The organism is Caldovatus sediminis, assembly GCF_014644455.1.
In the GTDB taxonomy this organism is placed as follows: Bacteria; Pseudomonadota; Alphaproteobacteria; order Acetobacterales; family Acetobacteraceae; genus Caldovatus; species Caldovatus sediminis.
On the sequence record NZ_BMKS01000015.1, the window covers coordinates 33966 to 46286 of the forward strand.

Sequence of the window (12321 nt, forward strand, 5' to 3'; positions counted from 1 at the left end):
TTCGGGGGCGCAGAGCGTGGCATTATCGTAATGTGCCCACGACAGTCATCGACAACCCCATCCTCAACAGCCCCTTCGCCGAGCCGACCCGCCATTGGGTGCTCGACGAGAATGGCATCCCCACCGGCTTCCCGGCGGAAGGCCGGCGCCGGAGCGAGTTCGTCGTCCCGGTCCCCCCGCCCAAGCACAAGCTGAAGGCGCAGGGCAGCCTCGACCTCGAGGACAACTTCGGCCAGCGCAAGCCGAACGATTACATCAACGAGGTGCGGTCGAAGGTCGCCGCCTGGCGCTCCCTCGGCGAGGCCGGCCTCCGCTCCACCGTCACCCCGGTCACCGCCCGCCTTCTGCAGCACTGGCGCGACCCCACGCGGCAGCGGCGCCTCTTCTTCTGCCAGGTCGAGGCGGTCGAGACCGCGATCTGGCTCACCGAGGTCGCCCCGAAGCAGGAGCTCGACCGGCTGCGCGCGCTCAGCGCCGAGGCCAATCCCGACCTCCTGCGCATCGCCTTCAAGCTGGCGACCGGCGCCGGCAAGACGACCGTGATGGCGATGCTGATCGCTTGGCAGACCCTGAATGCCGCCCGCGCCCGCAACTCCACCCGCTTCACCGACGCCTTCCTGATCGTGGCGCCCGGCATCACCGTGCGCGACCGGCTGCGCGTGCTGCTGCCTTCCGATCCGAACAACACCTACACGCTGCACGACATCGTGCCGCGCGAGATGCGCGACGACCTCCAGCGGGCCCGGATCGTCATCACCAACTACCACGCCTTCCAGCGGCGGGAGACGATGGAAGCGCCGAAGCTGGCCAAGGCCATCCTCGGCGGCCGGGAAGGGCCGGTGGAGACGCTGGAGACCGAGGGCCAGATGGTCCAGCGCGTCTGCGGCGCGCTGCTCGGGCGCCGGCGCATCATCGTGCTGAACGACGAGGCCCACCACTGCTACCGCGAGAAGGTCGGGGCGGAGGATGGCCCCGGCGCGCCGAAGCTGGACGCCGAGGGCAAGGCCGAGGCGAAGAAGAACAACGCCGCCGCGCGCCTCTGGATCAGCGGCATCGAGGCGCTGCAGCGCGTGGTGAAGCACCCGGTCACGGTCTACGACCTCTCGGCCACGCCCTTCTTCCTGCGCGGCTCCGGCTACCCGGAGGGGATGCTCTTCCCCTGGGTGGTCTCCGACTTCTCCCTGATCGACGCCATCGAGTGCGGCATCGTGAAGGTGCCGCGCGTGCCGGTGCAGGACCTGGCCGGCGCCGACGAGCCGATCTACCGCCACGTCTACAAGCACGTCCGCGACCGGCTGCCCAAGGCCGGGCGCGGCAAGCAGGCCAAGGCGCTGGACCCCGAGGATCTGCCGAGCCAGCTCGTCGGCGCCCTGCAGGCCCTCTACGGCCATTACGCCAAGGTCTTCGCCAACTGGCAGGCGAAGGGCGGACCGACGCCCCCGGTCTTCATCGTGGTCTGCAACAACACCGCGACCTCGAAGCTCGTCTTCGATTGGATCGCCGGCTACGAGAAGACCGAGAAGGCGCCGGACGGCACCGAGCGCACGGTTCTGGTCCCCGGCAAGCTGCCGCTCCTCTCCAATGTCGAGGACGGCGGCCCGGGCCAGCGCCGCATGGCCGCCCGCGCCCGGACCATCCTGATCGACAGCGAGGAGCTGGAGAGCGGCGAGGCCCTCTCGGAGAGCTTCCGCAAGCTGGCGGCGCCGGAGATCGAGGCCTTCAAGCGCGAGCTGCGCGCCCGCGGCCGCCACGCGGAAGCGGAATCCCTCAGCGACAGCGACCTGCTGCGCGAGGTGATGAACACCGTCGGCCAGCAGGGCCGCCTCGGCGAGCAGATCCGCTGCGTCGTCTCCGTCTCCATGCTGACCGAGGGCTGGGACGCGCGGACCGTCACCCATGTGCTCGGCGTGCGCGCCTTCGGCACCCAGCTCCTGTGCGAGCAGGTGATCGGCCGGGCCCTGCGCCGCGTCTCCTACGACCCGGTCGGTCAGGACGAGCAGGGCAACGGGATGTTCGAGGCCGAGTACGCGGACGTCCTCGGCATCCCCTTCTCCTTCGTTCCCGCCAACTCGGCGGCCGACTACAAGCCGCCCAAGCCCACCACCCGCGTGCACGCCGTGCTGCCGGAGCGCGAGGCGCTGGAGATCACCTTCCCCCGCGTCCTCGGCTACCGCGTCGTGCTGCCGCCTGGCCGGCTGCGGGCGACTTTCACGCCGGAGAGCCGGTTGCAGATCACGCCGGACATGGCGCCGCCGGACGCCATCAACGCCCCCTTCGTGGGCGAGAACATCAAGCTGAGCCTGGAGGAGCTGGCGGAGACGCGCCCCGCCACCGTTGCCTTCCACCTGGCCGGCTACACGCTGGAACGCTGGTTCAAGGACCAGGAGGGCAACCGCAAGCCCTGGCTTTTCCCCTCGCTGCTGGCCATCACCCGGCGCTGGATAGAGGAGTGCCTGACCTGCGTGGGCGGCACCTTCCCCGCCTATCTGCTGTGGCGCGACGTGGGCGACAAGGCGGCCGAGCGCATCTACCGCGCCTGCGTGGAGCACGAGGAGGGCGCCGGCACGCTGCGCCCCATCATGGACCCCTACAACGAGACGGGGAGCAGCCGGCACGTCGCCTTCACCACGACCAAGACCAACTTCTGGCAGACCGACCCGGCCAAGTGCCAGGTGAACCTGGTGGTCTGCGACGGCGACTGGGAGGCGGCCTGCGCCCAGGCGCTGGAGTCCATGCCCGAGGTGCTGCGCTACGTGAAGAACGACCGGCTGGGCTTCGAGGTGCCCTATGAGCATGGCGGGGCGGAGCACCTCTACCGCCCCGACTTCATCGCCGTGCTGGACGACGGCGCCGGCCCCGACGACCCGCTGCACCTGGTGCTGGAGGTGAAGGGCGAGCGCGATGCGCAGGACGACGCCAAGCACGACACCATGGCCCGGCTCTGGGTGCCGGCGGTGAACGGCACCGGCCGCTACGGCCGCTGGGACTTCCTGCGGCTCGACGGCCCCTATGACGTCGCGGAGGCCATCCGCCGCCACCTCGCTGGCAAGCCGCACCAAGCGGCGCCCCTTGCCCTGACCGCCGCCTGACCCGGGACCATCACGCCATGCCGCCTGCGAAGAAGACTACCGGGAACGGTGCCTCCGCCGCGACGACCGAGGTGGAGACGCTGCGCCACCCCGCCGACGTCACCCGCCGCAACATCCCCACCGCCGAGACCTCCTCCCTGATGGCGGAGGAGGAGGCGCGGGCGCGGCTGATGCTCTACCCGCGCAACCCGGACCTCGACCCGCAGCTCGTCTGGCGCGGGAAGGACGCGCAGGACGCCGAGGCGCTCGCGGTACCCACGGTACCGATCTACATCCAGGAAAAGGTGCTGCCGGAGGCGTTGATCCGCGACCTGCAGCGGCAGAGCCGAAAGGGCACGGCGCCGCAGGCAGACCTGTTCGGCGGCTTCGACCGGATCGAGGATCCGGAGACGCGCTTGGAGTTCTACGCCCATGCGGAGAACTGGTCGAACCGGATGATTCTGGGCGACAGCCTGCTGGTGATGAACAGCCTGGCGGAGAAGGAAGGCCTCCGCGGGCAGGTGCAGATGATCTACCTGGACCCGCCCTATGGCATCCGCTTCGCCAGCAACTGGCAGCCGAGCACCAAAGAGCCAAAAGCTGAGGACCGATCCGAGAAGGGACTGAGCCGCGAGCCGGAGCAGATCAAGGCGTTCCGTGACACGTGGAAGGATGGTATTCACAGCTATCTCGCCTATTTACGCGACCGCCTGATAGTCGCACGCGAGCTTCTAACGGACAGCGGAAGCATTTTTATCCAGATTGGCATTGAGAATAGTCCGCTGATCAGATTGCTCTTGGCAGAGGTATTTGGATACGAGAATCACATTTGCGATATTCTGATTCAGAAGACTGGAAGCCAAACAGGCGAGTTCATCCAAGCAAACTCTGATGTCATCGTTTGGTATGCCCGAAATCGGACTGCGGCAGCCTCGAAGTTTCGCAAGCTTTTCTTGCCCCGCGACGGCAAGCCAGAGATTGCGGGCAAGGGCCTCAACTCAATCGACCGTGATGACTGGTCTGCATATCCCCTTACTTCCGATGGCTTCCGAGAGACCACGACCGTCGATTTCGAGTTTGAGGGCCAAGTGTTCCACCCTGGCGCAAACCGGCATTGGGGAGTGACGACACCAGAGCTAGCTCGCGCTGCTCGTGCAGGTCGTATCGTGCGGCAGGATCGCATGATCCGCATGAAGTTTTTCTGGGACGACTATCCCGTTAGGCTTCTCGGACATGTTTGGAATGACGTTGGCGGTGCTCGCGACAAGGTCTACGTGGTTCAGACAGCCGAACAGGTGGTTCAACGCTGTATTCTGATGACCACAGACCCCGGTGATCTCGTCCTCGACCCGCCTGCGGCTCCGGCACCACCGCTTTCGTCGCTGAGCAATTCGGGCGTCGCTGGATCACCATCGACACCTCGCGCGTTGCTCTGGCCCTCGCCCGCACGCGCCTTATGGCTGCGCGCCACCCGGCCTATCTGCTGCGCGATAGTAGGGAGGGCGCGGCGAAGGAGGCCGAGATCACCGGCCGTCCGCCCGAGGAAGGGCCGTTCCACGGCGACATCCGCCAGGGCTTCGTGCTGGAGCGGGTGCCGCACGTCACGCTGAAGTCCATCGCCAGCAACGCCGAAATCGACGTCATCCACGAGAAGTGGCAGCCGAAGCTCGACGCCGCCCGCGCCGCGCTGAACGCTGTCCTCGGCACAGCCCATGAGGAATGGCAGGTGCCCCGCAGTCTGCCGGAGGATGCCCCGGCCCCGGCACGGGAGGCGCATGCCGCCTTCTGGCAGGCACGGCGCGAGCGGCAGGCGGAGATGGACGCCTCCATCGCCCGCAACGCCGAGGTCGAATTCCTGCACGACCGCCCCTATCCGAAGAAGGGCGCCGTCCGCGTCACCGGCCCCTTCACGGTGGAGAGCCTCTCCCCTCACCGCGTGCTCCCCGCCGACGAGGAGGACGAGGCGGTGGTGGAGGCGCTGGCCGCCGAGGCCGGCGAGGCTCCGCCGCCCCGCCGCCGGCTGCGGCCCAACTCCGAAGCCACCGCCAGCACCGGCGACGACTTCGTCACCGCCGTGCTGGACAACCTGGCCAAGGCCGGTGTGCAGAACACCAAGAAGAACGAGCGCCTGACCTTCGCCACCATCCGCCCCTGGCCCGGCAAGGGCCACGTCGCCGCCGAGGCCACCTACGAGGAAGCCGGCCAGCAGCGCCGCGCCGCCATTGTCATCGGCCCCGAATACGGCACGGTCGGCCAGGAGCTGGTGCGGGAGGCGGCGCGGGAGTGCCGCGACTGGGCCGATGCCCTGGTGGTCTGCGGCTTCGCCTTCGACCCGCAGGTGGGCGAGACCACCATGAATCTCGGCCGCCTGACGGTGCTGAAGGCGCGCATGAGCCAGGAGCTGCACGCGGCGGACGCCTACAAGGCCGGCGGCGGCAACCTGTTCGTGGTGTTCGGTGAGCCGGACATCGCCCTCGACCGCACCAAGGACGGCGCCTGCATCGTGCGCCTGCGCGGCGTGGATATCTTCGACCCGACCACGGGCGAGGTCCGCTCCTCCGGCAAGGTGGAGGAGGATGTTGCCTGCTGGTTCGTGGACACCGACTACGACGGCGACAGCTTCTTCGTCCGCCAGGCCTACTTCCTCGGCGGCAAGGACCCCTTCGAGAAGCTGAAGACCGCGCTCAAGGCCGAGGTGGACGAGGCCGCCTGGTCCACCCTCTACGCCAAGGAGAGCCGCCCCTTCCCGGCGCCAAAGTCAGGGCGCATCGCCGTGAAGGTGATCAACCACTATGGCGACGAGGCGATGCGGGTGTTCAAGGTGGGATGAAAGCGCCCGTCCAGCACCCGGATCCGCTCCGGCGCTCGGTACGGGTCCTCGCCATGGTTGGGGATCTGCACAAGCGCGGTTACCAGCGCGTGCGCGTGATGCCCTACATGGCGCCGAGCGGCTGCCATTGGCGCTGCGAGATCGTGCCTGCTGCCACTTTCACTGCGGCCGCGGCCAGAGAGCTACGATGATATCGGGACTGCCACTGCGATTTGGTTGGCTATGGCGGTGTAGATATCGGTTTCGGCAGCCGGAGCGCGGATCGAGATCAGGAGCGAGTAGCGGACCGAGCGGTCCCAGCGCTGCAACCCCGGCTTTTCCTTCCACCAGCCGCTAATCGGGAACACGCCAATCGCGTCACGCTCGGCGAGCGCAGCGGCACTACCTCGCCAAATATCAGAATGGATGGATCCACGATCGCGGATCGTGCCCAGGAGCCAACCATCGCCTCCACCGGATCCGCGTGCCTCCCCAGACTCTTCGGCGAGGGCAGCCTTGTTGATCCTCTGCCGGAATGCGGAGAGGCTCTCGAGTGACCGCTTCACCGCGAAGCGAAGGCTATGGGATGCGTAGCGGTGCCGGCGTGTCCAACCGCGCTCGCCGGGATTCGGTTCGATAAAATAGGAGAGTGTCACCCGCAGCTCGACATCCTGCTCGCCAAGCGCGAGGAGCTCCTCGCGGGGCCAGGGCAGCTGATGGAGGTGCATGTCGCGCGTCTTGATGGTCGACCCATCCTTGCGGAATGGCAGGAGGGCATCCTCCACCATCAACGTGGCGTCGTTCGAGGCACTGAGTAGCGCACGGCCGAGGTCCGGTACGCCCCATCCATAGCGCCGCAGCATGGCGAGCTTCTGCTGCTGTGAGCCGGCGGCCTCGAATCGTGCGCGCATCGCCGGGGTCCATTCCGCCGAATGGACGACGAGGCCGCGCACGGTCTCGGGCCAGAGCTCCGGCCGTGCCGTCATGATGCCGGCTGCAAGATGGGCCCCGAGGGCGGAGGCCGCGCTCGTGTCGCCAAACTCCTGGAACAGGCGCCTGTTTGGTCGGTAGTGGGTGGTCAGGAGCTGCAGGTCGTCGATCGCCACCGCGGGGTTGACGCCATCGTGGGCGCAGTTCCAGCCCTCGAACACGACGTCCGGCCGGATCGGCCACTGGCGGTCCCAGATGCCGGAGGTGCGGCTCGACGGCGACAGGTCGCCAGCCGGCGCCAAGGCCTCCCAGCCGGCGTAGTCCTGCTGCGTGATCGTGATCTTGTCCGTGTAGGCGCCAACGACGAGCGGATTCCATGCCTGTGCCGGATTCTCCGCCTCCTCGAGGTCATTGCGGTCTGGATACTCACCCGCGTTGATGTCGCCGCGCAGGTTGCCTGCCGCGAGCACCATCAGACGCCGTCGGTCGCCCCCGCCATAGCAGAGCTGGTCGACCGCCGCCGACCAGGAGGACGGCCGCCCGCGCCCCAAGCCGACCTCGCTCGTGACGGCCATGCAGAAGACCCGCCGCCGGCGAGGCGCCTTGGCCTCGGCCTTGCCAATGCTCAGGGCGGTGATCGCGCCGTACAGGTCTGGGTCGTTCTGACCGGCAGGCGGCAGGATCTTGACCGTCTCCAGCCCGTGGCCGAGCTCGACAGCCCCGCCATTGGCGAGCGCAGCCTCCAGGTCGCCATAGAGGGCGACCCCTGCCATTGCCGTGCCGTGCCCGTTCCAGTATGCGCTGTCGCCGACGCCCCAGGCGTCGTCATAGGCATGCTGGTCCACAGGATCGAGGCCCGGCGCGATCAGCGGGTGCGCCTGCGTGGCACCGCTGTCGAGCAGGCACACAACGGGCGCGAGCACAGATGGGGGTATCACGCGCCCGGCCAGGTCACGCGCCCAGTCCGCCTGCTCCACCGGGTGCATCTCCTGGAACAGCGTCGGCGTGTCCTTTGCGATACGCAGCTCGGCGACGGCATCCGAGTTCTCGATCAGCCGCGCCATCGTGGCCTCGTCGGCCAGGGCGATGACCACGTCGCGCTCGGGAAAGCTGATGGCGTGTTCCTTCAGCGCCACGCTGAGCCGCGCTGCGACCCTCTGGAAGGTGGCGAGCCGCCCGTCCCGCAGCCAAACCTCCCACCAGGTTTGGCGTCCCCCGGCCGGGAACAACTCCATGCTGTCGGTGAAGAGCGAACGCACCGCGCCCAGGCGCACGTCCTCGATGCGGGCAATCAGGTTCTGGTTCTTGGGCCGCCCCTTCTTGGTGTCCTCGTCGCGGTAGGCCTCGATCTTCTTGACGAAGAAGTCGGCCGAGCGCTCGGGTACGAACACCGTCGCCGTGACCATCTCGTCGCCCTCGGCCGGCGGTCGAACGGCGACCAGCTCAATAGCCTTCGGCTTGTTCTCCAGGCCCTCGACCGCCGCGCGCTCGGCAACGGGTATATCGAATTCCAGGTAGAAGCCCGGCTCGCCCTCGGCGATGCTCGTCTCGCGCGCAGCTATGCGCCGACGCCCCTCGGCGAGGGCCGTCCCGATCGCCCGCTCGAGGCGCGCCGCGTGCGCGGCACGCGCGCGTGCCGGCGGCAGACCCTGCCTCACTGTCCGAGGAGAAGTGTATGTTTCGCTCTGGCCGCCGCCCTCGATGTGGAGGTGCGGGCGGTCGCGCGGGAGGTCAGTCATGGGCGTGGACGACACCTACAAGGCCGCAGCTTTCCTCTCGGCGAGGGCTGAGAGCAGTGCCGTTGTTGTTACCCCGTCGTGCTCGCCCAGAACAGCCGCCTTTGCCGCCTCATCGGCCGCACGGGCGAGTTCCGCCTGGGACAGCCCCGCCGCCGCCTCCAGCACGCTCGGCCAGTCTATGTTCACCGGCTCAAAGGCAGCCAAATGCGCATCGAGGATGCCCCGCGCGACCTCCGGTCCCGGCAGAGCATACGGGATGACGTCGTCGAAGCGCCGGAACAGGGCCTTGTCGAGCAGCTCAGGATGGTTCGTGGCTGCGACGATCAGGCTCGGCCCATCGTCGTCTTCCAGGAATTGGAGGAACGAGTTCAAGACGCGCCGAATCTCGCCGACGTCGTTCGGGCCGGCGCGCTGCGCCCCGAGCGCGTCAAACTCGTCGAAGAGGTAGACGCCTCGCTGGACGGCGATCGCGTCGAAAATGAGGCGCAGTCTCGCCGCCGTCTCGCCCATCATCTTGCCGATCAACCCATCGTAAAGGACGGTGAACAGCGGCAGCTTCAGCTCGCCCGCGAGAGCGGCGGCAGTCATGGTCTTCCCAGATCCCGGCGGTCCGACCAGGAGCAGCTTGCGGCGTGGTGCTAGGCCGTGCGCGCGCAGCCGTTCCTGCTGACGTTGTTCCCGGAGCACCCTGGTCAGCCGAGCCTCCAGGTCGGGGGTCAGTACCATGCTGGAGAGTCTAACGTCCGAGTAGCGAGCAGCGAGAAAGCCCGCGATCTCGCCCTTGGGCTGGGCGATTGGCACAGGGCCGGCACCCCGGCGAGCCACGGTCGCTCGCTTGCCCTTCGCGCTGTCGATCAACTCCCGCAGCTCCTGGGCGAGCTTACCGTGTCCCTGCCGCGCCTCGTGCGCAGCAAGCTGCGTTGCCACGGAGAGGAAGCGGTCCTCATCTCCGGCGATGTGGCTCTGCAGCAGGGCGACGATGTGGCGGGACGTGCTCATGGCGGCTTCCGGTGCAGTCTCCCTCCTAACGCGGGCGGAAGATTCTAGATGGTGTAGGGGACCTTGTATCGGCCTAAATCCAAATGGGCCACTGAGAGGTGCGTGGCCTGCCTGGGGTCGGCCATGAAAAGTTCGCCCCCTGGAGCTTATGGTGGGGCGCGTAAAGCGCGAACCACGTCGGCCAGGAGCCCCTTACAAGTCCTTGAATTTTCGCAGTTTATGAGCTTGTAGACTAAATCGGCCAAGTCCCGAGGTTCGGAGAGAACGCGCCGTCTAGAGAGGGAATTCCGGCCCGCTCCGCCCCCGGCGCTCCCAAGGTTCACGCGCCAACCCTGGCGCAACCTGTGGTTCCAGGCGCCGGCCACCCAACCGGAGAGCGAGTTTGTAGGAAGGAATGGTGTCCCCTACGGGATTCGAACCCGTGTTGCCGCCGTGAGAGGGCGGTGTCCTAGGCCTCTAGACGAAGGGGACGTTGAAATGCGGCTGCTTCCTATCCCGTCCGCTCAGGCGGATCAAGCGCCCTCCCGAATCTTTCCGCGGCTATCGCATTTGGCCGGGAACAGAGCGGGCGAAGTCGCCCGACCAGCCGGAGTGGGTCGCGTCGCGTCTGGTGGTGCGGCCGGCCCGGGCGGCCACCGCGGTGATCCTCGGCAGGGTTGGGTTGTCGCGACCTGCGGCTCGGGACCGTGGCTCGGCCACGACGACCGGCGACGGGATCGCCTTCGCGAGATGGCGGAGAAGGGCTTCGATGCGACCCTCCTCCGCGACATGACCGGCGCCGCTCCTAGCGGGCGCGGCCCCGACCGCCCGGGGCTGCGCAACGGCGAGCGGGAGCGCGACCGGCAGGCCCGCGCCGGCACGGGCGAGCCGCGGATCCCCGGGCGCCGGCGCGGCTCCTGCTCCCCGGCCTCCCCGGAGGCCCGCAGGACCGCCGCGAAGGCGCTGACGGCGGTGATCGGGAAGGCCCATGTCCAGGGCATCTCCACCCGCCCGGTCCCGGTGGACGAGCTGGTGCGTGCCATGGGCATGGAGGGCATCAGCTGCAGCCAGGTCTCGCGCCTCTGTGCCGGGATCGGCGGGTGCGCCGGCGGCCTTCTCGCCCGGCCCATCGGGGGCGATCGGCCGCACCCTGGCTCGGCGCCACCTGCGCCAAGGCCCGCGAGACCGGGCGGATCGTTCCAAGGGGGCCATCGCGGTCGTCGTAAATACCGACGGCCGGCGCGAGGTACCCGGCGTGGCGGTCGGCAATTCCGAAGCGGAGCCGTTATGGCCGGACTGCCTGCGCAGCCCGAGGCGGCGCCGCCTGGCAGGCGCGAAGCTGGTGGTTTCCGACGCCCATGAGGGCCTGAAGGCCGCGGTGACGAAGGAATTCGGCCGTGCCCGCCTGACCCGGCAGCCCAATCCGGCGAGGGCCATCGCGCTCCTACACCATGCGATGGGACGCGACCGGGCGAAACGCGCCCTGCCGCTTCAGACGCCCAGGCACGCACCCCGCAAGCCCCCGGCGCACGGCGCTCCTCACTCCGGCGCGTCGCCCGCCGTGCCGAGGGCCATCCAGCCGCCGTCCACGGTGAGCACCGTGCCGGTGACGTAGCTCGCCTGCGGCGAGGCGAGGAACCACGCCGCCTCCGCGATCTCCTCCGGCCGCGCGAGGCGGCCGAGCGGCGCGCGCCGCTCCAGCGCCCTCGTGTCCACCTTGCCCGCGCGCTCCAGCGCCTCGATCAGCGCGGTGCGGACGTAGCCGGGGGCGATGGCGTTGACGCGGATGCCGCGGCGCCCCCATTCGGCGGCCATGGACCGCGTCATCGCCACGATGCCGGCCTTCGCCGCGCCGTAGGCGTTGCGCCGCGGCAGGCCGGTCAGCGCCGCGATCGAGGCGAGGTTGACGATCGCCCCGCCCTCGCCCTGCCGCAGCATCACGCGCGCCGCCTCGCGCGAGGCGACGAAGCTGCCCTTGAGGTGGATGTCGAGCAGCCGGCCGAAATGCGCCGCGCTCTGCTCCAGCGTCGGCTGCAGGCTGTCGGCGACGCCCGCGTTGTTGACCAGCACGTCGAGCCGGCCGAGGCGCTCCGCGGTTTGCGCCACCATCGCGCAGGCCTCCGCCTCCACCGCGACGTCGGCCGCGAGGGCGAGGTGCCCTTCGCCGAGCTCGCGCGCGCGGGCGGCCGCCGCGTCGCCGCGCAAATCCGCGATCGCCACGCGGAATCCCCCGGCGGCGAAGCGCCGCGCGATCGCCCAGCCGATGCCGTCGGCGCCGCCCGTGACGAGCGCGACGCGGGGCGTGTCCGAGGTCGTCCCGGCCATGGCTCACGCCCTCCCCTGCCGCGGGCTGGGCAGACCGGCGCGGCGGCGGATCCGGTTCCCCCGCGCCACCACCGGATGCGCCGAGGCGTTCCGGCAGGTCGCCCGGTCCGGATCGGCGTTGCGCGCGGCGCGGCGCGCCTCCATGCCGGCCAGGCTGTGGCGGGCCCGGAGGTGCGCCAGCCGGTCCAGCGGCCCGTGCTCGCCGACGAAGCGGGCGAGCGGCGGGCCGATGTGGCGGCGCCGCACCGGCATCGCCGGCGCGTCGAACAGCCCCGGGCATGCCGCCGTGCCGCGCGGGCGGATGGGGTAGATCCGCAGGTCCATCAGGGCCTTGTCGTGGCGCATCCGTCGTCCCTCCCTCTCCCTCCGCGCCGCGCGCGGAGGCGGCCCGCCAGCCTGTGGCGGCGGAGGGCGCCCGACCAGGGGGGAAATGGCGGGTCCGGTCGGCGGGCGGATGTCCTATAAGCGGCGG

At 69.2% G+C, this 12321-nt stretch carries 8 protein-coding genes, 1 tRNA gene and 1 pseudogene; 5 read left to right on the forward strand and 5 right to left on the reverse strand.

Going from position 1 to position 12321, the window contains the following annotated elements; translation table 11 throughout:
- Positions 1-32: 32 nt before the first annotated feature.
- The 3 genes and pseudogenes from IEX99_RS18430 (at position 33) to IEX99_RS22570 (ending at position 5898) form a co-directional block, all read left to right on the forward strand.
- Positions 33-3089, forward strand: coding sequence for a BPTD_3080 family restriction endonuclease (locus IEX99_RS18430; protein ID WP_161988358.1), 3057 nt, complete (start codon positions 33-35; stop codon positions 3087-3089).
- 506 nt (positions 3090-3595) lie between these two features.
- Positions 3596-4408: pseudogene (locus IEX99_RS22565) on the forward strand (DNA methyltransferase); the annotation flags it as partial.
- A gap of 116 nt (positions 4409-4524) precedes the next feature.
- The gene (locus tag IEX99_RS22570; protein WP_229678134.1) at positions 4525-5898 is read left to right on the forward strand and encodes a modification methylase; all 1374 of its coding nucleotides are present in this window, start codon (positions 4525-4527) and stop codon (positions 5896-5898) included.
- A gap of 182 nt (positions 5899-6080) precedes the next feature.
- On the opposite strand, the gene IEX99_RS18440 is transcribed toward IEX99_RS22570, so the two are convergent.
- From IEX99_RS18440 to IEX99_RS18450, 3 genes are all read right to left on the reverse strand, one after another.
- Positions 6081-8546 (reverse strand): S8 family peptidase, encoded by a 2466-nt coding sequence (locus IEX99_RS18440; RefSeq protein ID WP_188902998.1) that lies wholly within the window; start codon positions 8544-8546, stop codon positions 6081-6083.
- Between the two features lie 15 nt (positions 8547-8561).
- The gene (locus tag IEX99_RS18445; RefSeq protein ID WP_141853587.1) at positions 8562-9545 is read right to left on the reverse strand and encodes an AAA family ATPase; all 984 of its coding nucleotides are present in this window, start codon (positions 9543-9545) and stop codon (positions 8562-8564) included.
- A gap of 395 nt (positions 9546-9940) precedes the next feature.
- A tRNA-Glu gene (locus IEX99_RS18450) sits at positions 9941-10016 on the reverse strand.
- 258 nt (positions 10017-10274) lie between these two features.
- Between IEX99_RS18450 and IEX99_RS22850 the strand changes: the two genes are divergently transcribed.
- The gene (locus IEX99_RS22850) at positions 10275-10886 is read left to right on the forward strand and encodes a transposase (protein WP_188903000.1); all 612 of its coding nucleotides are present in this window, start codon (positions 10275-10277) and stop codon (positions 10884-10886) included.
- Positions 10780-11139, forward strand: a complete 360-nt coding sequence (locus IEX99_RS22855) for a transposase (RefSeq protein ID WP_373285229.1) — start codon at positions 10780-10782, stop codon at positions 11137-11139. Before IEX99_RS22850 ends, IEX99_RS22855 begins: the two co-directional genes overlap by 107 nt.
- On the opposite strand, the gene IEX99_RS18460 is transcribed toward IEX99_RS22855, so the two are convergent.
- Together IEX99_RS18460 and IEX99_RS18465 are read right to left on the reverse strand one after the other, a co-directional pair.
- Entirely contained in the window at positions 11064-11849 is a 786-nt protein-coding gene (locus IEX99_RS18460; protein WP_188903002.1) for a glucose 1-dehydrogenase, read from the reverse strand. The two genes, IEX99_RS22855 and IEX99_RS18460, sit on opposite strands and share 76 nt — an antisense overlap.
- 3 nt (positions 11850-11852) lie before the next feature.
- Complete coding sequence (locus IEX99_RS18465) at positions 11853-12194, reverse strand: NIPSNAP family protein (RefSeq protein WP_188903004.1); 342 nt, start codon at positions 12192-12194, stop codon at positions 11853-11855.
- Positions 12195-12321 lie beyond the last annotated feature (127 nt).